Genomic DNA, 20,995 nt, shown 5'->3' with positions numbered 1-20,995 from the left:
TGGCCGGGAGCGATCCCGGCCATTTTTGTTTCTTCTCCTTCCCCCTGAAAGGGGGAAGGTCGGGATGGGGGGGGGCAGCCGCGGGTGACGGTGGCTGCGGAGCGAACAGATCCCCACCCGCTTTGCTCTGCGAGCAAAGCGACCTCCCCTTTTCAAGGGGTGGTCGGATTCGTTACTTCCCCGCGCCCAGTCCCAGCGCCTCGACCATCACGCGGAACACCTCGGTGTTGTCCATCGAGCCGTGGACGCGCTCGCTGCCCGGGCCGGTTGCGGTGAGGATGACGTCCTCGCCGGAATGCACGCTGGCGCCGATCATCGCCGGCAGATTGCCGAAGCGCAGCACGACGCCGGGGACATCCTTGTACTTGTCATTGGCCTTGAAACTGTCGGGCTGGTCGCCCTTCACGGTCGGCTCGTTCGGATCGTCGAGCTTCGGGCGGAACGTCTCGTAATGGTCCGGCAGGCTGGCCGAGAAGATCGCAAGCCGCCGGCTGACATCGACGCGTGACGGATACCCCTCGGCGTCCGGCACCGGATAATTCGGAAACCCGGCCTTCTCATAGACGCCGACGCGCTCGCGCAGCGGCACGTTGGGTGTCGCCGTCATGTCGTCATTGATGGTGCCGATCAGGCTGTTCGGATGGTTGTGGTCGGCCACGACCAGGATCAGCGTGTCGTCGTTGCGCGCTTTCGCCCAGTCCTTTGCGAGCCGCACCGCGTTGTCGAGCATGATGGTGTCGTAGACCGCGCGCTCCATGTCGAGCAGATGGGCGTATTTGTCGATCAGGCCGGACTCGACCATCAGGAAGAAGCCGGCCTCGTGTTTCGACAGCACCGTGAGCGCGGCCTGGACCTGTTCGGTCAGGTCAGGCTGTTCGGGGAATTTTTTGACGCCGCCTCCCTTGAGGAATTTGCGGTCGAGCGCGCCGTCCATGTTGCCGGCGGCGAACAGGCCGAGCAATTGGCGGGTGTCCGGTTTGGTCGCAAGCGTGGCGAGTTCGCTTGCGGTGGTCGCGACCGGATAGCCGGCGTCGCGGAAGCGCGCAAGATAGTCGATATCGTCCTTGCGTTTCGACCCGGACGTGGATTGCGGCAGGAAGTTCGCGGAGCCGCCGCCCATCAGCACGTCGGGCTTCGCGTCGAAATATTGCGCGACGATCGCGTCATAGGCGGCGCGGCGGCGGGTATGCGCGACCATCGCCGCCGGCGTCGCGTCCTCGAGCTCGGTGTTGGTGACGATGCCGACGGCGAGGCCCGCCCGGCGCTTGGCGAGGCTCGCGATGGTCTCGACCCTGGGATCGTCGAGCGGATCGGGCGTGCGATCGGCGTAGACGCCGAGCGCATTGACCGCGGCCTTGTGACCGGTGGCGTAAGCGCTCGCGGCGTTCGCCGAATCGGTGATGATCGAGTCCGAGCCCGCGGTCGCGACCAGCGCCATATGCGGCATGTCGTCGATCGCGAGCTTGCCGCGGCTCTTGCCCTCCGCAATCCCCTTGGAAAGGATTCGCGCGGCGACGCGATGCGACGGCGACATCCCGTCGCCGATGAACAGGATCACGTTCCTGGCCTTGCGTGCCCCGGTGTCATAGACGGTCCAGGTCACCTTCCGGCTCTGCGTGCCGTCGCTGACCTCGACGGCGACCTGCCCGGGTTTGGCGAGCGAAACATTGCGCAGCAACAGCGCCGACTGCTCCCGGCCGGCCTCGCGCGCCGTGAATGTGCCGCCCTGGCCGAACACCGCGTCATAGTCCGCGCCGTTCAGCGTGACCTTGAGCTTGGCTTGATCGACCACCCCCGGAAGCTCGACCTTGAAGTCGAATTTGGCGCCGACGAGGATATCGGCGCGATCGATCGGATAGATCGTCTGGGCGAACGCCGGAGCTGCCGACAACAACAGGGCGACAGCCACGCCGGCAACTTGCTTGATCATGATCGATGCTCCGCCTCTTGCGCATGATGCGCGCCGGGGCGGAGGCTAGTGGCGGCGGATGACGGCGCAATGAGGCGGCGCCGGGGCGTATTGCCGCAACGGCCGGCGTGGTCTCAGCGCGCCATCTGCTGCGGATCGTAGAAGAAGCGCTCCTCGACCAGCTCCTCGCCGCGCCAGGTCTGCCAGGCGACCTCCTCCATGCTGCGGACCTTGCCGTCCTTAGCCGTGAATTCGAACCGCCAGCAGATCGCCGAATGATCGCCGTCGAGCAGGAGCGGCCCAAGCCGCGTGGTCTTGACGCCTGCGACCGCGGCCAGCACCGCCGCCTCGCGCGCCGCCAGCGCCTCGCGGCCGACCCGCCACTCGCCGTCATTCTCCTGGGTGCGGGCATCGACTGAATAGAAGTTCCTGATCGCGGCGACATGGTCGTTGGATTCCACCGTGTCAGCGAAGGCTTGCAACGTCCTGAGCGAGGGCATGGGCACTCTCCATTTACCGACTTATGGTCGGTATTTATCGACTGATAGTCGGTAAGTCAACTGGCTTCGCTGCGGAACCTGGGCTAGACAGCATGATCCGGAAAAGTGTGAAGCGGTTTTCCGGCGACAAACGCGAAGCGCTTGCGCTGAGATCATGCTCAAACAAGAGCGAAGCGATGGCAACCCAGGCCGAACGGCGCCAGAAGACCAGAGCCGCCATCGTCAAGGCGGCGCGGCGCATCTTTGGCGAGCGCGGCTTTGCCGCTGCGACGATGGACGACATCGCCGCTGGAGCGCGCGTCGCCAAGGGCGCGGTTTATCATCACTTCGCGACCAAGGAGGCGGTGTTCGAGGCGGTGTTCGAGCAGGTGTCAATCGACCTCGTCGCCGATCTCGACCGCATCTCGCGCGCCGAGAACGATCCGCTGGCGGCGATGGCGGCGGGCACACAGGGCTATTTCGCGGCGTGCTCGAAAGGCCCGACCGGCCAGATCATCTTGCGCGATGGTCCGGCTGTGCTCGGCTGGGAACGCTGGCGCGAGATCGACGCGAAACATTTCGGCGGCAAGTTTCCGCGCGCGCTGGCGGCCGCGATGGATGCCGGCGTGATCGCCAAGCAACCGATCGAGCCGCTGGCGCGGCTGCTGCTCGGCGCGGTGACGGAGGCGGCGGTCGCAATCTCCGCGGGGCCGGATATCGGCAAGACCGGCACCGATTACGCGCGCGCATTCCGCTCGCTGCTCGATGCGCTCAGGGTGAAGTAGGCGAACTTTCTCCCACATCGTCCCGGCGAAAGCCGGGACTTATTGCCACAGGGAGGAGTCATTGAAGCGCACTGTGGCCCCAGCGTTGCGCAACAATTGAAGGTCGTGGTTATGGGTCTCCCGGCTTTCGCCGGGACGACACTGAGTTTGTGGCGCGTTCGCCCGCCGCCTCAATCCTTGTCGTTCTCGAGCTGGAAGATCTGCGCGCCTTCGCCGCTCGAGATGAGGCCGGTCTTGTTGTAGAGGCCGAGCTTGGCGCGGGTGTCGGCAATGTCGAGGTTGCGCATCGTCAGCTGGCCAATGCGGTCGGCCGGCGTGAACGCGGCGTCCTCGACCTTCTCCATGCTGAGCCGCTCCGGCGCATAGGTCAGGTTCGGGCTCTCGGTGTTGAAGATGGAGTAGTCGTTGCCGCGACGCAGCTCGAGCGTCACCTCGCCGGTGACGGCGCGCGCCACCCAGCGCTGCGCGGTCTCGCGCAGCATCAAGGCCTGCGAATCGAACCAGCGGCCCTGATAGAGCAAGCGGCCGAGCCGCATGCCGCTGATGCGGTACTGCTCGATCGTATCCTCGTTATGGATGCCGGTGACGAGACGCTCATAGGCGATGTGCAGGAGCGCCATGCCCGGCGCCTCGTAGATGCCGCGGCTCTTCGCCTCGATGATGCGGTTCTCGATCTGGTCGCTCATGCCGAGGCCGTGGCGGCCACCGATCGCATTGGCCTCAAGGAACAGCGCCACCGGATCGGCGAACGTCTTGCCGTTCAGCGCGACCGGCTGGCCTTCCTCGAAGCGCACCACGACCTTCTCGGCCTTGACGTCGCAATCGGCGCGCCAGAACGGCACGCCCATGATCGGGTTGACGATGGTGATGCCGCTCGCAAGGCTCTCGAGATCCTTGGCCTCATGCGTCGCGCCGAGCAGATTGCTGTCGGTCGAATAGGCCTTCTCCGCGCTCATCTTGTAGGCGAAGCCCTGCGCGGTCATGAACGCCGACATCTCCGCGCGGCCGCCGAGCTCGTCGATGAACTGCTGGTCGAGCCAGGGCTTGTAAATCCGCAGGCTCGGGTTGGTCAGCAGGCCGTAACGATAGAAGCGCTCGATGTCGTTGCCCTTGAAGGTCGAGCCGTCACCCCAGATGTTGACGCCGTCCTCCTGCATCGCCGCGACCAGCATGGTGCCTGTCACCGCACGGCCGAGCGGCGTGGTGTTGAAATAGGTGATGCCGCCGGTCGAGATGTGGAACGCGCCGGACTGGATCGCGGCGATCCCCTCATGGACCAGCTGGGTGCGGCAATCGACGAGGCGGGCCTTCTCGGCGCCGAAATCCATCGCCTTGCGCGGGATCGCGTCGTAGTCGGCCTCGTCGGGCTGGCCGAGATTGGCGGTATAGGCGAAGACCTTGGCGCCTTTCAGCTTCATCCAGAGCAGCGCCGCTGAGGTGTCGAGCCCGCCCGAGAACGCGATGCCGACTTTTTCGCCAGTGGGCAGGCTTTTCAGAATCGTACTCATGGGACGGTCCAATCGGTCGAAATCGAAGAGGTTTTCAGGCTTGGCGATATCAAATTTCGGAAGGCGGAGCACGCCTTTAATCAGGCTTCCGTGCCGCCAGGCTGGCCTTGTCGCCCCGGCGCCAGCGCTGCATCCAGCGATAGCCGGGCATCGCAAGCCGCGTCAGCGCGGCATCGACCTGGGCGTCGGTCAGCCGGGTCGAGGCCCAGCGGTAGATCAGCGCATAGAACAGCCAGACCGTTAAGAACGACACCAGGCCTGCGATCGCAACGTCAGTGAAGAAATGACCGCCAAAGGCCATGCGAAGCCCGCTGGTGACAAGGCCGAACACGGTGGCCCCGGCAAAGGCCAGCGGCCGCCACGCAGGCGGCGTCAGCGCCGCCGGCGCATAGGTCCAGAACGCGGTGGCGCCCTCACCGGAGAAGAACGAGCAGTTGCGCGGGCAGCCGCCGCGCGGGTCCCACCACGGCATGAATTGCAGGTCGCCGCCGAACTGCGTCACGAACACGGGCCGCGGCCGGCCCCAATAATTCTTGAAGGTGAAATTGGTGAGCACGCCGGCCGAGAGCAGCATCGTGGTGAGCAGGAACACCGCGGCGCGGCCGGACATCAGCATCGGCCGGTCGGGGCGGATGAATTTCCAGACGATGGTCACGATCGCCGGCAGCACAAGCGCCCAGGCAATCCACATCGCCGCATCGCGCGCGAACGACGCCACCGCTTCGAGCTTCATCGGAAAGGTTTTCTGCGCGGCATCGTAGAACAGTGCCGCCAGCTTCAGGTCGAGCTCGGGATAGATCCCGAACAGGATGCCGACGATGAGCGCCAGCGCCAGCGCGATGAAAAGTCCGGTCCGGTTCATGGCGCGCGGTTTAGCCGAGGCTGCGGGGCATGGGAAGCGTCACGGCTGCCGCGATTGCGACGGCAATGGCGGGGGCGGCGGCAACGGACGCGCCGGCTCGCGCCAGGCGCCGGCGGTGCGACCGGCGATCAGCCAGTAGACGAGGCCCGCGACGATACCGGCGCCGGTCATGATCTCCATGTGCCGGCGCACGATGCCGTGGAATTGCATCATATCGGGATCGAACGGAACCAGGCCGAGATAGCAGGCCGCGCCGACGATCGCGCCGCCGACGGCGTAGGCCAGCACGCTTCGGATGAAGAATGCCTCGGTAATCAGCACCACGATCAGCGCCGGCAGCAATGCGAAGCCGGATATGAAGATGAAACCGAAGCCGAGCACGACGTTGATAGCGCTCTGGTCGATCTGCCCGCCGAAATCGCTGATCTCGGGATACAGCACCGCGACGACCACGATGATCCCCGCCACGAAGCAGGCCATCAGGAAGCCGAAGCCAACGACGAACAGGCGGCCGATCAGGGCCATTGGGTCATTCCATAATCGGATAGCGGGCGCGGCATTCATCTCTCCTCGTCATGCCCGGGCTTGGCCCGGGCATCCACGTCTTGTCTCGCGGAGGCAAAGCTAAGACGTGGATGGCCGGGACAAGCCCGGCCATGACGAAATATGGAGATACTTCTCAATCCGTCATCGCCATCGCGCGCAGCGCCTGGCGCTCGCGGGCGGAGAGCTTTTCGGTCTCCGACTTGAGCTGGCCGCAGGCCGCGAGGATGTCGCGGCCGCGTGGCGTGCGCACCGGCGAGGAGTAACCGGCGTTGAAGATGTATTCGGAGAATTTTTCGATCTGCTCCCAGTCCGAGCATTCATAGGCGGTGCCCGGCCACGGATTGAACGGGATCAGGTTGATCTTCGCCGGAATGCCCTTGAGCAGCTTGACCAGGAGCTTGGCATCATCGAGCGAATCGTTGACGCCCTTGAGCATCACATATTCGAAGGTGATGCGCCGCGCATTCGAGGCGCCGGGATAATCGCGGCAGGCCTGCAGCAATTCCTTGATTGGATATTTGCGGTTCAACGGCACCAGCTCGTTGCGCAGCTCGTCGCGCACCGCGTGCAGCGAGATCGCGAGCATCACGCCGATCTCGTCGCCGGTGCGCTGGATGTTCGGCACCACGCCCGAGGTCGACAGCGTGATGCGGCGGCGGGAAATGCCGATGCCCTCATTGTCTGCGACGATCAGCAGCGCATCGCGCACCGCGTCGAAATTGTAGAGCGGCTCGCCCATCCCCATCATCACGATGTTGGTGACGCGGCGCGTGCCGTCCTCACGGTCGGCCCAGTCGTTCAGCCGGTCGCGCGCCACCATCACCTGGCCGACGATCTCGCCGGCGGTGAGGTTGCGCACCAGCCGCTGCGTGCCGGTGTGGCAGAACGCGCAATTCAGCGTGCAGCCGACCTGCGAGGAAACGCACAGCGTGCCGCGATCGGTCTCGGGAATGTAGACGCACTCGACCTCGTGCGGCCGCTCGACCGTGTCGCCGCTCGGCAGCCGCAACAGCCATTTGCGGGTGCCGTCATTGGAGATCTGCTCGGCGACCACTTCGGGACGGTCGACGGTAAAATGCTTCTCGAGCTCGGCGCGCATGTCCTTCGAGACGTTGGTCATCTCGGCAAAGCTCTTGGCGCCGCGGAAATACATCCAGTTCCAAAGCTGCTGGGTGCGCATCTTGCGCTGGCCGGCCTGCACCCCGATCTCGCCGAGGCGATCGGCGATCTCGGCGCGCGACAGCCCGATCAGCGACGGCTTGGCCGGCGGCACATAGGTCTCGAGCGGAACTTTCTCGACCAGCGCGCTGGCGCCGAAGACGGCAGGGGTGGTCACGGTGTCGGTCATGAAACCTCAAATAGGCCTTCCAGCCGGTGCTGGAAAGCCACCAAATACCTCGATTTCAGGCCTCAAGTCGCTTCTCTAGCGCCGGCAGTCCTGCCCGAGCCGGTCGAGCGCCTGCGCCAGGCCCTTCAGCGAGAAGGTGTCTGTCGTCTCGGTGCCCTTGGCCGAGACGGCTTTTACCGTCAGTTCGGCCGATTTGCGCATGGATTCCACCATCCGCTCCTCCTCGGCCGCATTCTTGATCCAGAGGCCGTCACCCTGCGTGTACATCGCATAGGTCCCGCCGCCGACCTGAAGCGTCGATTCGGAGCCCGGCTTCACGGTGTAGCCGATCATGATCGAGACTTCGTTGACGACCTTCTCCGCCGGACGGGTGGAGATGAAGGCATAGGCCGGATCGCGCGGCCGGTTCGCCGGATTGGTCTTCGACGAGGACGGCTTGGCGAGCGCAAAGCACACCTTCTTGCCGTTGGGCGACGCCGTGTACGCACCCCAGGTGCCGAATTGGCCGATCAGCGTCGGCTCCGCGCCGCCGGCCGCAGCCGCCGCGGCCGAAGGCGCCGGCTTGGCTGCTTCCTTCGCGGTATCCTTCCTGGGCGCAGCCTGCGCCGGCGCGAGGGTGATGATCCCGCACAGGATACAAGCAACCAGTGATGTCAGAATCTGCCGCACGGCCAACTGGTTCCCCCATCATTGTGACTGCAAGATGGCCCGGCGATTCCCCTCCGCCGGCTCGGATGGATAACCGGGAAATGCTTTTTTGGGAAGGCAGTTAGGCCGAAAGACGAACGCCGCTCACTATCGTGCGCACGTCGCGACTTGTTATCACTTGGCTTATCACTTGGCGCGCGCAGCGCGTTGCTTCTCCCACTGCGCATCGGTCCATTGCAGCAGGTCCTCGGCACCGGAACCGCGTAAGTGCGAGCCGCCGTCCTGCACCACCATCTCGCCGTTGATGTAGCCGGCCTGATCCGAGATCAGGAAGGTCGCGAGATCAGCGAGCTCCGAATGCTCGCCGGCGCGGCCGAGCGGATTGCGATGCGCCCAGCTCTCGCCGCGCCCCTCGGGACGCAACTGTCCGGTCGCACCTGCGGTCGGAAATGCGCCGGGCGCGATCGCGACGGTGCGGATGCCCCTCGGGCCCCACTCCACCGCAAGGCTCTTGGTCATCGCCAGCACCGCGGTCTTGGCCATCGAGGACGGCACCGTGAACGCACGGCCGGTGATGGTCGAGGTCGACAGGATCGAGAGCACCACGCCCTTGTGCTTGCCGTCGATCCAGCGGCGACCGGCGGCGAGCGTGCAATACATCGTCCCATGCAGTGTCGGCGCGAGGATCGCGTCCGCCGCGCGGAATGACAAATGTTCGCTCTGCGCAATAAAGGTTGCGGCAGCATTGTTGACCAGCACGTCGATCGGCGCGTCCTGCCAGACCTGATCCATCATCGCCTCGACCGCTGCGCCGTCGCGGATATCGCAGCGCGCGATGGAAACATTGGCGCCGAGCTCGCTGCGAAATTTTGCTGCGGTTTCCTCCAGCAGCCCCTCGCGCCGCCCGCAGATGATCAGCTCGGCGCCGAGTTCGGCGAAGCGGTAGCCCATCGCCGCGCCAAGGCCGGAGCCGCCGCCGGTGATCAGGATGCGCTTTTTCGCTAGCAGGCCTTTTTCAAACATAGTTTGATCCCTCCGCTTTGTATTGTCGCTCCGCCGCAAATCCGGCATGAAGCTTGTAGTCCAAGATCTTGCAGCTCTTTCTGCGTCCGAAACTCAGGTGTGTCCATGAAAGCCATCCTCTGCTCGCAATACTGTCAACCCGACGATCTCGTGTTGGCTGACGTGCCCGATCCGGTGGCGGGTCCCGGCGAAGCCGTGATCGCGATCAAGGCGGCGGCGCTGAATTTCTTCGACATCCTGATGATCCAGGGCAAGTACCAGATCAAGCCGCCGTTCCCGTTCTCGCCGGCTGCCGAAGTTGCCGGTGTGATCGAAAGCGTCGGCGCAGGCGTCACTGACCTGAAGGTCGGCGATCGCGTCGTCGCGTCCTGCGGCCACAACGGCGCGCGCGACAAGATCGCGCTGCCGGCGAATTCGATCGTGAAGATTCCCGACAATCTCGATTACGACCGCGCCGCCGGCATCATCATCATCTACGGCACCGCGCTGCATGCGCTGGAAGATCGCGCAAGCCCGAAGCCGGGCGAGACGCTCGCGGTGCTCGGGGCCGCCGGCGGCACCGGCCTTGCTGCGTGCGAACTCGGCAAACTGATGGGGTTGAAGGTGATTGCCTGCGCCTCGTCGGACGAGAAGCTGGCATTCGCCAAGCAACACGGCGCCGAGCTGACGCTGAACTATGCGAAGGAAGATCTCAAGGAGGGCCTGCGCAAGCTGACCGACGGCAAGGGCGCCGACATCGTGTTCGATCCGGTCGGCGGCGCCTACGCCGAAGCTGCGCTGCGTTCGACCGCGTGGGAAGGCCGCTTCCTTGTGATCGGCTTTGCCGCCGGCGACATTCCGAAGATCCCGCTCAACCTCGCGCTGCTGAAGGGCTGCGATATCCGCGGCGTGTTCTGGGGCGCCTGGGCGCGGCAGAATCCGGACAAGAACCGCAAGAACCTCGAGAAGCTCGTGCAGTGGACCGCGGAAGGCAAGATCTCCTCGCATGTCGACCGCACTTTCCCGCTGTCGCAGACCGCGGAAGCTCTGAAGGTGCTCGCCGGCCGCAAGGCGATGGGCAAGGTGATCCTGCACCCGGGAAGCTGAGGACGGATTCGGTAACTTGGTAGCCCGGATGGAGCGCAGCGAAATCCGGACGAACCATCCCTGGTTGGAGCAGCCCCGGATTGCGCTTCGCTTCATTCGGGCTACAGACGCTCCAACCTCCTTGAAAAGGGGAGGTCGCTTTGCTCGCAAGAGCAAAGCGGGTGGGGATCTGCTCTCTCCGCATACAGCGTCGCCTGCGGCTGACCCCCCATCCCGACCTTCCCCCTTTCAGGGGGAAGAAGACAGATCTCACTCCTCCTCCTCCGGCACCCCGCGCTTCAGCGCGGCGCGGGCGGCATCGCGGTGCTCCGGCGTGATGTGGCTTGCCACCATGCGGAGCGCGGTTGCGAGCACTGCGGCGTCATCGGTGAAGCCGAGGATCGGCAGCATGTCGGGCACGAAATCGAACGGCAGAATGAAATAGGCGATCGCCCCGAGCAGCGCCGCCTGCACATGGCGCGGCGTCTGCCGGTCGAACGCGCAGTAATAGGCGGCCAGCAGATCTTCCGCGAAGGGCAGGGTCGCCACCACCTTCTTGAACTTGATCCAGAAACGGCGGCGCACGCTTTCAGGGTCCTGCGCCAGCCGATCGGCAGGCCCAAATCCCGCGCCGTGTTCGCTCGATGTCATCGCAAGGTTCCTCGACGCCGCGCCAGTTCGGCGGCGGGCGATGCGAATCTGGGGATATCGGCGGACCCGCGCAAGGTTGCACGCGCCGGGCTCAACTGACCCCAAGCTGCCTTGCGATCGCGTTCATGGCCTTGGCGAGGTCGATGTCGCGCTTGGTCACCCCGCCGACATCGTGGGTCGACAGCACCACCTCGACCGTCTTGTAGACATTTTTCCACTCGGGGTGATGGTCGCTCTTCTCGGCGACCAAGGCGGCGCGGGCCATGAACCCGAAGGCCTCGTTGAAGTCCTTGAACACGAAAGTCTTGGCGATCGCCTCGCGGCCGGGCGTTTCCGACCAGCCGGCCAGTTCCCAAAGGGCGGCCTTCCTTGCCTCCGCTGACAGCCGTTCGACCATGGTAACCCTCCCGTTTAACGCCGACTTTAGCCTAACAACCGGCCTCCGGGATGGGATCCACGCCCAAATTAAGGCCGAAATCGCGTCCTATCGCCGCTGGTAACCATGACGGAGTTGTAACATCTGTCCATTCAGTAATTTGCTACACATAGGGGATGTATGCGCGTTGGTAGTCTTACGAGATTGAGCCCCGACGATTGTTTGCGAGATCGATGACAGACGGCTCCGCCAGCATGTCGCCCAAGCCGCTGCGTTCGGCAAAGCGGCGGCTGATGTTCGTTTTGATCGCGGGCGCGCTGGCCATCATCGGCACGCTGATGGCCGGCTATTATTTCGCCGTGCGTCCGGTGACGCTGCGGATCGCGGTCGGTCCCGCCAACAGCGATGACCTCAAGGTCGTGCAGGCGCTGGCGCAGGCCTTCAACAACCAGCAGCACACCCAGGTCAAGCTGAGGCCGGTGCAGACCGAGGGCGCCACCGCGAGCGCCCAGACGCTGGCCGACGGCAAGGCGGATCTCGCCATCATCCGCGGCGATCTCGAGGTGCCGAAGAATGCCCAGGCGGTCGCGACCCTGCGCAAGAATGTCGTGGTGATGTGGGTTCCGCCCGCCAAGGGCAAGGTTCGGAAATCCGCGCGGATCACCAAGATCGCGCAGCTTGCCGGCCGCAAGATCGGCGTCGTCGGCCGCACTACGGCCAATGTCAATTTGCTGAAGCTGATCCTGACGCAATACGGCGTCGACCCGATGAAGGTCGAGATCGTGCAATTCCCGGCCAATGAGGCGGCGGAAGCGATCAAGAACCTCAAGGCCGACGCCTATCTCGCCGTCGGCCCGGCCAACAGCAAGATCACGATCGATGCGATCACGGCGTCGGTCAAGGACGGCGGCGAGCCGACCTTCCTCGCGATCGACGCCTCGGAGGCGATCGCGCAGAACCATCCGGCCTATGAGGCCGCGGAAATCCCCGCGGGCTCGCTCGGCTCCGCCGACCGGCCCGACGATGAGGTGAAGACGATCAGCTTCTCGCACCACATCGTTGCGCGGAAGGGCCTGTCGGACGCGACCGTCGCGGCATTCACGCGGCAATTGTTCGCGATCCGGCAGTCGCTCAAGACCGATTTCCCGCTCGCCGCCAAGATCGAGACGCCGGACACCGACAAGGATGCCACCATCCCGGTGCATCCGGGCGCCGCCGCGTTTGTCGACGGCGAGGAAAAGACCTTCCTCGACCGCTACAGCGACTACATCTGGTGGAGCCTGATGGCGTTCTCGGCGATGGGCTCGGCCGGTGCGTGGTTCGCCGGCTATCTCAAGCAGGACGAGCGCAACACCAATACCTCGCAGCGCGAACGCCTGCTGGAGATGCTGAAGGCCGCGCGGCAAAGCGATTCAATCGAGGAACTCGACCAGATGCAGGCGGAGGCCGACGACATCCTGCGCCACACGCTGGACTGTTTCGAGCACGGCGCAATCGAGGAAGGCACGCTGACCGCGTTCAACATCGCGCTCGAGCAGCTTCATAACGCCGTCGCCGACCGCAAGGCGCTGCTGTTCAGCATGCCGCAGAATTTGCAACGGACTGCGACGCAGTTCAGGGCGGCGGGCACGGCGTAGGTCGATCAGGCTTCTTCCGCAGGGTTACTTCGCCTCTCCCGCTTGCGGAACGACTTTCTCCGCGCCTCATCGTCAAAGCCTGTGAGGGAGTCACCGACGGTAAGGTTCCCTCCCCCTTGCGGGGGAGGGCTAGGGAGACGGGTGCCACACGACGCGCTCTCTCAAACATGCAGCTCTGACAACAAGCGACCGAGTCGCGAAGGTGTCGTTCTCAACAAGCATGTCGCCCCGGGGCCACCCCTCTCCCCTCCCTCCCCCGCAAGGGGGGAGGGAGCCTGACGTGTGTGCTCACCTTACGATTCGCGCCGTCTCTCACCCCCGCTCCTCCACCCCCTGTAATCTCTTCGTCATGGAATTTTTCTAGGTCTTGGCGCGCCTGCGGCGCATTGTCGCTGCGACCTGAGGAGGCCCCCCATGACGATCCGGTTCTCGCGAAATCTCACCCGCCGACGCTTTCTCTCCACGGCGGCCGCAGCCGGCGCCGGCGTCATCGCGATGCCCTATCTGTCGCGCGCGGCCGATCGCCCCGTCATCACCCATGGCGTGCAGTCCGGCGATGTCGGCGTCGACGGCGGCGTGGTGTGGGCCCGGGCCGACCGGCCGGCGCAGATGATGGTCGAGGTCGCGACCACTGAATCGTTCAAGGACGCCCGCACACTGCCGCCGATCACCGCGCTGCCGGAGAGCGACTTCACCGCCAAGATGCTGCTGGAGAACCTGCCCTCCGGCCAGGACATCTTCTATCGCGTCCGCTTCCGCGACCTCGCCCATATCGACATCGTCGGCGAGCCCGTGGTCGGCCGCTTCCGCACCGCGCCGAGCGACCGCCGCGACGTCTCGTTCGTGTGGGGCGGCGACGTCGCCGGCCAGGGCTGGGGCATCAACCCCGACGACGGCGGCATGATCACCTTCGCCGCGATGAAGAAGCACGCTCCGGATTTCCTGCTGCATTCCGGCGACACCATCTACGCCGACGGCGTGATCCCTGCGGAGGTGAAGCTTCCCGACGGCAAGATCTGGAAGAACGTCACGATTCCGGAAAAGGCCAAGGTCGCCGAGACGCTCGACGAATATCGCGCCGCGCACAAATATAACTTCCTCGATAACAACGTCCGCGCCTTCAACGCCGAAGTGCCGATCTTCGTGCAGTGGGACGATCACGAGGTGACCAACAACTGGTCGCTGTCGAAACAGCTGCCGGCGGCCTACAAGGAGCGCGACATCACCGTGCTCGCGGCGCGCGCGGCAAAGGCCTTCCACGAGATGTATCCGATGCGCGAGAGCATCGTCGAGCCGGGCCGGGTCTATCGCACGCTGAGCTACGGTCCGCATCTCGACGTCTTCATGCTCGACGAGCGCAGCTATCGCGGCCCCAACGGCCCGAACCTGCAGGAGCAGTACGGCCCCGACGCCTATTTCATCGGTCCGGACCAGATGGCCTGGCTGAAGCGCGCGCTGCTCAACTCGCGCGCCACCTGGAAGGTGATCGCCTCCGACATGCCGCTGTCGCTGATCGTCTATGACGATGCGGCCAACAAGAAAGGCTCGGAAGCCTTTGCGCAGGGCGATGGTCCGGCGCACGGCCGCGAGCTCGAGATCGCCGACATCCTGCGTTTCATCAAGACCGCGGGGATCGTCAACACGGTGTGGCTGACCGCCGACGTGCACTATGCGGCTGCGCACTACTACAATCCGAACAAGGCCCAGTTCCAGGAATTCGATCCGTTCTGGGAATTCGTCTCCGGCCCGCTGCATGCCGGCACGTTCGGCCCGAACGAGCTCGACAACACGTTCGGCCCCGAAGTGAAGTTCGTCAAGGCGCCGGGCGAAGGCAACCAGAACCTGCCGCCGTCGGCAGGCATGCAGTTCTTCGGCCACGTCAAGATCGACGGCAAGAGCGGCCAGCTGACGGTGAGCCTGCGCGACCGCGTCGACGCCGAGCTGTGGGCGATCACTCTCGATCCCAAGCCGGTGTAATTCGGCCCGGGCCGCAGCGGAACCGGACTGCCTTGTCCTGCCTCGCCAAGGCGAAGCAACCCGATTGCCGGGGATGGACGTCCCTCGCCTCTTCCGGTACCGATATCACAGCCGTTATGCTGGGGGCCCGGAGAGGCGGAGCATGAGGCGCTGCGAATTCTTTCGCGTGCTCGGTGGTAGCGTTGCGAGGTTTCGGCCTCGCCGCTTTTGGGTCGTCGCGATCGCAGTGTTCGCGCTGCTGCCGATCGAAGTCAGCGATGCCGGCTGGTTGCCCGATCTCTTCAGGAACTCACCCAAGCATGCCAAGTCGCCGAAGCGCGCGAAAGCGACGAGCCCTGGCAAATTGGCAAGGCACCGCGCTCCGCCCAGGCACCGCGCCATGCGGCTGGCCGCCCTTGGGCCAGTCACCCTGCCGCTTTCAGCTCTCAAGCCGGCCGCTGCCAAATGCGATCCCGCGACGTTCCGGATCGTGCTGGATGTGGGACATACCGCGCAATCGGAAGGCGCGATCAGCGCGCGGAACGTCGCCGAGTTCACCTTCAACCTGCGCCTTGCGAAGCTGATCGAGGAAAGATTGAAAGCCGAAGGCTTTGCCGAAACCAGGCTGCTGCTGACCGAAGGCAAGGCGAGACCGAGCCTGTTCAAGCGGGTCGCGAGCGCCAACAATCTGCACGCGGACCTGCTGCTGTCGATCCACCATGACTCCGTGCCCAACAAGATGCTCGAGGACTGGGAGTTCGAGGGCAAGAAAAGCCACTTCAGCGATCGCTTCAGCGGCTACTCCGTGTTCGTCTCCCGGGATAATCCGGACTTCAAGACCAGCCTCCGGTTCGCCGAACTGGTCGCCGGGGAAATGAAGGCCCAGGGCCTGCATTATGCCGAGCAATACAGCCAGCCCATCATGGGTCGTTACCGGCACCCGCTGCTGAACAAGGACACCGGCGTCTACAGCAATGATGAACTCATCGTGCTGAGAAAGACCGCGATGCCCGCGATCCTGCTGGAGGCTGGCTCGATCATCAACCGGGACGAGGAACGCGAGATGGACTCGCCCGAGCGCCAAAACCTCACCAGCAGCAGCGTCGCTTCCGCCGTGAAGGAATTCTGCGAGCCGCGATGGGCGCTGCTCGGTCCACTCTGACGGCCGAGCGCGATCAACTCCTCCTCAGCCCGGTTTGCCCGCTTTGATCTCCTTGAACCTGGCCAGCGCCTGCTCGAACTTGGCGTTGAACAGCCACATCGCATCGAGGATCTCGCGGAAGGTCGCAGATGTTCTTGCCCGGTCGGCCCGGCCGAAAGCGAAGATGCTGTTGTTGCGCAAGTATCGCATGATCCTGGCATCGGAAATTCTGTAACCGACGAGGTTGCCCGACCTGAGTGCGGCCCTGGTCGGCGTCGGAATGATCTGGATCAGCTCAAACAGCTTCATTTGATCGATCGGATCCGGCAAGGTTTTCTGGATCGCTGGGACCTCCGGGAAAAGTTCGGCCTGCGCGTTCATCAGGCCGTCTCGCACCGCGGTCCAGTGATTGTACCTGTGATCCAGGTTGCCGGCCCGCGCCTCTTCCTTGTCGTCACGACGGCTCAGTGCAGGATCGAGCGCCGCGACCGATCCCTTGATGGCTGCCCACTTCCTTTGACCGTTGCGGTCTTCGGACGGACCGGTCTGCAGGCTGCCCTTGTAGGTATTCGACCGCGCATTTCCTGCATTCTGCTTGCCGTTGGTCTCGGCAAAGAACAGGCCGAGACTGATACGGCCCGCGACCGCGGCGTCAGCGGCATCGAGGCCCTTGGCGCGCGCGACTACGGTCGCGAGATCGACTACGTCCTTGAATGGCGTATCGGATGTTTGCGCGCCAGCCGGCGGCGCCTCCATGACGTCGAACAGCTTCCGGTACTCCTCGAGCAGCGGCTCATTGCCGGCATCGAAATAGGCCGGAGGGATCCCAAATCGGTTGGGTTTTCCAATCCTGGACGGAAGCGCGTCAGTGAGGTCCTTGTAGGTACTCATCATCTCGACCCGAGCCAGATAGAGCGCCTGGCCCGGCAGGTTCGGCAGTGGCTGCTTCGAATCGATCTGCGCGCGGCGCTGGCGCAGGATCGCCTCAAAGTTCTTCAGGGCATTTTCGTAGGTCTGGAGCGCGGCCGATTGCTGGCTGGTCCGCGCGGCCGGCGCGGCGATGGCTGGAGCGGCGAATTGACCGACAACGGAGGCGGATGGCGACGCGAGCAGCAGCCCGAGAGCGAGCGCGGCTGCGGGCGCAGCGGCAGATATCCTGATCGCCATGACGATGTCCCGAAGCGTGCACGTCACCGAATCCGACAGCTTGGATCGTAGACGACGAACGCTCCGGCGGCGAGGCCGAAGCCCGGCAATCCGTCAGTGGCCGTTTCTCAGCGCCGCCTCCAGCGCCTCGCTCGAGCACGGCTTGGTCAGCCGCGGCTTGTCGGCGAGCGATGCGGGCAGCCGGATGTCCGCGCCATACCCCGTGACGAACGCGAACGGCACCTTCAGCGCATCCAGCCGCTCGGCGATCGCGAACGTCTTCTCGCCCCTGACGAGGCCGACGTCGAGCAGCGCGAAATCCGGCGCGCGCTCGGCGATCAGCTCGAGCGCACGGGCGACGTTCGCCGCGGTGCGCACCGTGCGGGCGCCGAAGCCGAGGATGGTGTCCTCGAAATAGAGCGAGATGATCGGATCGTCCTCGACCACGAGGACGTCACCGGGCATGCCGGCGTTGGGGATGAGGTCCATGGCGTGCCAGTTTCCGTTTGCTAGAGCTTGTTGTCTTGACGCGTTTTCTTCCCGCGAACCGGTATCCACTTCGCTCGAAAACGCTCCAAAGCATGGATGAAAAGACCGGATCAGTCCGGCCGGATGGCCCGCGACCGGCGCCTGAAAGCACGCCGGCTGTTCCCGAGATGAAACCACCACATCGCGAGCGGCGCCGTCTGTTCACTAGTGAACATAAATCCGGGAACCTTTCGATTATTGTCGGCGTTGGGTTTCCAGGAATTTCCCATGATCGCGAAACGGACCGAGTTGGCCGGGACGAGTGACCGGCCATTCAACAATCTTTTGCGCCGGCTGAACGACGCCGATTACCAGTTGATCGCACCGCATTTGGGGCTGGTCGACGCGCAGGCCAACGACCTGCTCTACAACCCCGGCGATGATGTTCAGACCGTGCATTTCCCGTGTGGGCCGAGCCTCGTCTCCTACATGGTGCCCAATGAGGACGGCCGCGATGTCGAGACCATCCTGGTCGGTCGCGAAGGCGCGGTCGGCGGCATCGTCAGCCAGGGCTTCCTGCCGGCCTATACCCGCATCACCGTCAAGTTCGGCGGCCCGTTCGCACGGCTGCCGATCAGCAAGCTCGACGCCGCCAAGCTGAAGTCGATCTCGGTGCGCAACATCTTCGCGCGCTATGCCGATTGCATGCTGGCGCAGATCTTCCAGTCGACCGCCTGCAATGCGATCCACTCGATCGAGCAGCGCGCGGCGAAATGGATCATCTCGGCGATGGAGCGCACCAATGGCAACGGCATGGTGCCGCTCACCCATGAACAGCTCTCGACCCTGCTCGGCGTCGGCCGCAGCTACACCAGCCGCGTGATCCAGAACTTCAAGGCGGAAGGCGTGCTGGAGACGCGCCGCGGCGCGATCGTGATCCGCGACCCGGACAAGCTGCGGCAGCGCTCCTGCCTGTGCAACGATGCGGTCAAGGATCATTTCGAGGAGGTGCTGCGCGGAGTGTATCCCAGCGAGGACAACCCGGCGAACTAGATGCCGTAATGGGCCCTGCTCCGAGCAAGGGGTCATGATGGTGGCTGTCCCCCGATAGATGATGAAACGGGGTCACGACCTGAGTCGGCCCCAAGCATCTGGAGACGGAGGACAGCCGTGGAGAACTATGCCGGAATCGACGTATCATTGGAACTGTCGAGCGTGTGCGTTGTGGATGTCCAGGGTAAGATCCTGAAGGAGGCGAAGGTCGCGAGCAAACCCGACGCCTTGGTTGAATTTTTTGAGACGCTTGGCTTTGCAGTGAAGCAGATCGGGCTGGAGGCTGGGCCGCTGTCGCAATGGCTGCATGCGGCGCTGAAAAGAGCAGGCTTCGAAACGGTTCTGCTGGAAACGCGACATGTAAAGGCCGCATTGTCTGCGATGACGGTCAAGACGGATCGCAAGGATGCGCGCGGGATTGCCCAGTTGATCCGGATGGGATGGTTCCGGCCGGTACACGCAAAGTCGGTCGATGCTCAAGAGATCCGGGCCCTTCTGATCGCACGCAAACAGCTTCTCGGGCGGCTGATCGATGTGGAATTGAGTATCCGCGGGATTTTGCGCGGCTTTGGGCTGAAGGTTGGCCCGGTGACGCGGAAGAATTTCGAAGCGCGGATCCGTGAGTTGGTTGCGGGTCAGGCGACATTGGAGCGCATTGCCGCAGCGATGCTTTCGGCGCGATCGGCCTTGAAAGCTGAGTACGGAAGGCTACACAAGGCTGTGCTGGCAACGGTGCGTGACGATGCGGTCTGTCGCCGGCTAATGACAGTGCCAGGCGTTGGTCCTCTGGTGGCTATTACCTACAAATCGGCGATTGACGACCCCAATCGCATCACGAAGTCAAAATCGGCAGGCGCGCTGTTCGGGCTCACGCCAAAGAAGTACCAATCGGGCGAAAAGGACGTCACGGGCGGGATCACGCTGGCCGGCGACGAGATAGTGCGTACGGTGTTGTATGAGGCCGCCAACGTTCTGCTGTCGCGCATCACCCGGTTCTCAAAACTTAAGCGCTGGGGGATGGACGTCGCCAAGCGGCGAGGCTCGAAGCGCGCCAAAGTCGCCTTGGCACGTAAGCTCGCAGTGATCCTGCATCGGATCTGGGTCGACGGCACAACTTACCGCTGGGCTGACGCGGGCCCGATCGCAGCATAGAGCACGAGGAGAAGAGCTGGAATGCAATCGGGCTGAACAGAAGCCCAGTGCCCGAAGTCCCGTCGCCGGGACGGTGGATGCGGTGAAGCCGTTACACGCCCAGTGGCCGTCGCCCGACGAACCACGCGTATCTAGATAGGCTCACCGCTCCCTCTGACAGCATGATGTGGCGGCCAAGCGTTGACCACGGACAGAAGCATGAGCTCGGCGGCGTGACGTTCACTCGGGAGGCTTGACATCATCGGGCCCATTACAGAAGGGTGTGTACTTATGCTTCGTCGCATCCGCCATGCTTCCGGAAGCCGACGCTAAACCCGACATCGCCGTAGGGGTTCGTCCTATCGCCCCGACCCCGCGCGCTTAATGAGCGCTTAACGCTTTTGCGCAACAGATAGGATCACCAGCGCGGAATTAGTCCTAGTTATGAGTGCGAGCCGAGCTCCCAAGGAGGGGAATCGGATGGGACTGCTTGTTGTCGGAGCGCTGGCAGGAATCCTGATCGGCTTTGGCTGGTTCGCGCCTTCCCGAGGGTATTTCGTTGGGTGTGGGTCAAGACCCTGTTTCGACAAGGTTGCAGTCGACCGACCCGCAGCGCCAATGCCGGCGGCGTTAGCGCCAGCTCCTGCGATCGTCAAATCGAATTCTGCAACCCCGGCAAAATCCGGCAGGAGACCATCATCGAAGAAACACGGACCGGCCGACCTCGCCAAGGCGTCCCCGCGGACGAGGATCAACGTCCCGACACCCGAACGCGCCACGGACATAGCAGATGCTGTCCTCACCAAAGCGAAGGTCACGATCGCAGCGCAGATCGAAGATCCGGGATCGGCCGAATTCAGCGACATGAAGCGCGCCATGCGAAAGAACACGTTCGGACGCGCAATGGATACGATTTGCGGGCGCGTGAAAGGAAGAAGTGCGTCGGGCGGAGAGACTGGAGGGAGGCCGTTTCTATATCTTGTGAAGGAGGATGAAGCGTATGTCGTCGACGGCAAGTCGGGCTCGGCGGCGTCAACGGCGTATCGAAATATCTGCAAATAAGGGATGCGTCGACCGCACCACGGCGCGCGTCCAAATGATTTAAGCGGAAAGAATTTCCACCGAGGCGCCAGGCTATCCCGCAATGGATGCGATCCTGATGTCGGGGCTGCGCGTGATGATGCATTCAGGATGAATGCCGCAACGGTAAATGCGCAATGCGGATCGATGGGACTGTCGCAGAAATTCTTTTCATTCCGAGGA

General features: G+C 63.9%; 20 protein-coding genes. 8 read left to right on the top strand and 12 right to left on the bottom strand.

Annotated elements, in window-relative coordinates; all coding sequences use genetic code 11:
• Positions 1-172: 172 nt before the first annotated feature.
• A complete protein-coding gene (locus E2I15_RS31325) occupies positions 173-1,930 on the bottom strand; it encodes an alkaline phosphatase (protein ID WP_137483306.1) in 1,758 nt (585 codons plus the stop codon).
• A gap of 113 nt (positions 1,931-2,043) precedes the next feature.
• A complete protein-coding gene (locus E2I15_RS31320) occupies positions 2,044-2,409 on the bottom strand; it encodes a nuclear transport factor 2 family protein (RefSeq protein ID WP_137483307.1) in 366 nt (121 codons plus the stop codon).
• A 176-nt stretch (positions 2,410-2,585) separates the two neighbouring features.
• Here E2I15_RS31320 and E2I15_RS31315 point away from each other — a divergent pair, with 176 nt between their 5' ends.
• Positions 2,586-3,173: a TetR/AcrR family transcriptional regulator gene (locus tag E2I15_RS31315; protein WP_137483308.1), complete on the top strand. Its 588-nt coding sequence runs from the start codon at positions 2,586-2,588 to the stop codon at positions 3,171-3,173.
• Positions 3,174-3,343: 170 nt separating this feature from the next.
• On the opposite strand, the gene argG is transcribed toward E2I15_RS31315, so the two are convergent.
• The 6 genes from argG to E2I15_RS31285 all read right to left on the bottom strand — a co-directional run bounded on the left by argG (position 3,344) and on the right by E2I15_RS31285 (position 9,108).
• A complete protein-coding gene (argG, locus tag E2I15_RS31310; RefSeq protein WP_137483309.1) occupies positions 3,344-4,681 on the bottom strand; it encodes an argininosuccinate synthase in 1,338 nt (445 codons plus the stop codon).
• A 76-nt stretch (positions 4,682-4,757) separates the two neighbouring features.
• A complete protein-coding gene (locus tag E2I15_RS31305; protein WP_137483310.1) occupies positions 4,758-5,543 on the bottom strand; it encodes a phosphatase PAP2 family protein in 786 nt (261 codons plus the stop codon).
• A gap of 39 nt (positions 5,544-5,582) precedes the next feature.
• The gene (locus E2I15_RS31300; protein ID WP_137483311.1) at positions 5,583-6,068 is read right to left on the bottom strand and encodes a hypothetical protein; all 486 of its coding nucleotides are present in this window, start codon (positions 6,066-6,068) and stop codon (positions 5,583-5,585) included.
• 154 nt (positions 6,069-6,222) lie between these two features.
• On the bottom strand, positions 6,223-7,437 hold the full coding sequence (gene rlmN / locus E2I15_RS31295; protein WP_137483312.1) for a dual-specificity RNA methyltransferase RlmN: 1,215 nt from the start codon (positions 7,435-7,437) through the stop codon (positions 6,223-6,225).
• A gap of 75 nt (positions 7,438-7,512) precedes the next feature.
• Positions 7,513-8,106: an invasion associated locus B family protein gene (locus E2I15_RS31290; protein ID WP_246668412.1), complete on the bottom strand. Its 594-nt coding sequence runs from the start codon at positions 8,104-8,106 to the stop codon at positions 7,513-7,515.
• Positions 8,107-8,271: 165 nt separating this feature from the next.
• On the bottom strand, positions 8,272-9,108 hold the full coding sequence (locus E2I15_RS31285; RefSeq protein WP_137483314.1) for an SDR family oxidoreductase: 837 nt from the start codon (positions 9,106-9,108) through the stop codon (positions 8,272-8,274).
• Between the two features lie 105 nt (positions 9,109-9,213).
• Between E2I15_RS31285 and E2I15_RS31280 the strand changes: the two genes are divergently transcribed.
• Positions 9,214-10,194: an NADPH:quinone oxidoreductase family protein gene (locus tag E2I15_RS31280; RefSeq protein WP_016847222.1), complete on the top strand. Its 981-nt coding sequence runs from the start codon at positions 9,214-9,216 to the stop codon at positions 10,192-10,194.
• A 249-nt stretch (positions 10,195-10,443) separates the two neighbouring features.
• Here E2I15_RS31280 and E2I15_RS31275 read toward each other — a convergent pair whose 3' ends face one another.
• Together E2I15_RS31275 and E2I15_RS31270 are read right to left on the bottom strand one after the other, a co-directional pair.
• A complete protein-coding gene (locus tag E2I15_RS31275; protein ID WP_137483315.1) occupies positions 10,444-10,824 on the bottom strand; it encodes a YkvA family protein in 381 nt (126 codons plus the stop codon).
• Positions 10,825-10,915: 91 nt separating this feature from the next.
• Positions 10,916-11,221, bottom strand: a complete 306-nt coding sequence (locus E2I15_RS31270) for a 4a-hydroxytetrahydrobiopterin dehydratase (RefSeq protein ID WP_137483316.1) — start codon at positions 11,219-11,221, stop codon at positions 10,916-10,918.
• 212 nt (positions 11,222-11,433) lie between these two features.
• Between E2I15_RS31270 and E2I15_RS31265 the strand changes: the two genes are divergently transcribed.
• From E2I15_RS31265 to E2I15_RS31255, 3 genes are all read left to right on the top strand, one after another.
• A complete protein-coding gene (locus tag E2I15_RS31265; protein ID WP_246668413.1) occupies positions 11,434-12,837 on the top strand; it encodes a TAXI family TRAP transporter solute-binding subunit in 1,404 nt (467 codons plus the stop codon).
• Positions 12,838-13,251: 414 nt separating this feature from the next.
• Complete coding sequence (locus E2I15_RS31260; RefSeq protein ID WP_137483317.1) at positions 13,252-14,814, top strand: alkaline phosphatase D family protein; 1,563 nt, start codon at positions 13,252-13,254, stop codon at positions 14,812-14,814.
• Between the two features lie 379 nt (positions 14,815-15,193).
• A complete protein-coding gene (locus tag E2I15_RS31255; RefSeq protein ID WP_422109891.1) occupies positions 15,194-15,955 on the top strand; it encodes an N-acetylmuramoyl-L-alanine amidase family protein in 762 nt (253 codons plus the stop codon).
• A 24-nt stretch (positions 15,956-15,979) separates the two neighbouring features.
• Here the strand turns inward: E2I15_RS31255 and E2I15_RS31250 are convergent, their stop codons facing one another.
• The gene (locus tag E2I15_RS31250; protein ID WP_137483318.1) at positions 15,980-17,101 is read right to left on the bottom strand and encodes a hypothetical protein; all 1,122 of its coding nucleotides are present in this window, start codon (positions 17,099-17,101) and stop codon (positions 15,980-15,982) included.
• A 93-nt stretch (positions 17,102-17,194) separates the two neighbouring features.
• Positions 17,195-17,569: a response regulator gene (locus tag E2I15_RS31245; protein ID WP_137483319.1), complete on the bottom strand. Its 375-nt coding sequence runs from the start codon at positions 17,567-17,569 to the stop codon at positions 17,195-17,197.
• A gap of 267 nt (positions 17,570-17,836) precedes the next feature.
• Between E2I15_RS31245 and E2I15_RS31240 the strand changes: the two genes are divergently transcribed.
• From E2I15_RS31240 to E2I15_RS39380, 3 genes are all read left to right on the top strand, one after another.
• Entirely contained in the window at positions 17,837-18,601 is a 765-nt protein-coding gene (locus E2I15_RS31240; RefSeq protein ID WP_137483320.1) for a Crp/Fnr family transcriptional regulator, read from the top strand.
• A 117-nt stretch (positions 18,602-18,718) separates the two neighbouring features.
• Entirely contained in the window at positions 18,719-19,753 is a 1,035-nt protein-coding gene (locus E2I15_RS31230) for an IS110 family RNA-guided transposase (protein ID WP_349629363.1), read from the top strand.
• Between the two features lie 459 nt (positions 19,754-20,212).
• A complete protein-coding gene (locus tag E2I15_RS39380) occupies positions 20,213-20,794 on the top strand; it encodes a hypothetical protein (protein WP_246668469.1) in 582 nt (193 codons plus the stop codon).
• The last annotated feature ends 201 nt before the right edge of the window (positions 20,795-20,995 follow it).

The organism is Bradyrhizobium sp. BR2003 (genome assembly GCF_009720285.1).
In the GTDB taxonomy this organism is placed as follows: domain Bacteria; phylum Pseudomonadota; class Alphaproteobacteria; order Rhizobiales; family Xanthobacteraceae; genus Bradyrhizobium; species Bradyrhizobium elkanii.
This window is presented reverse-complemented; position numbering and strand designations above follow the sequence as displayed.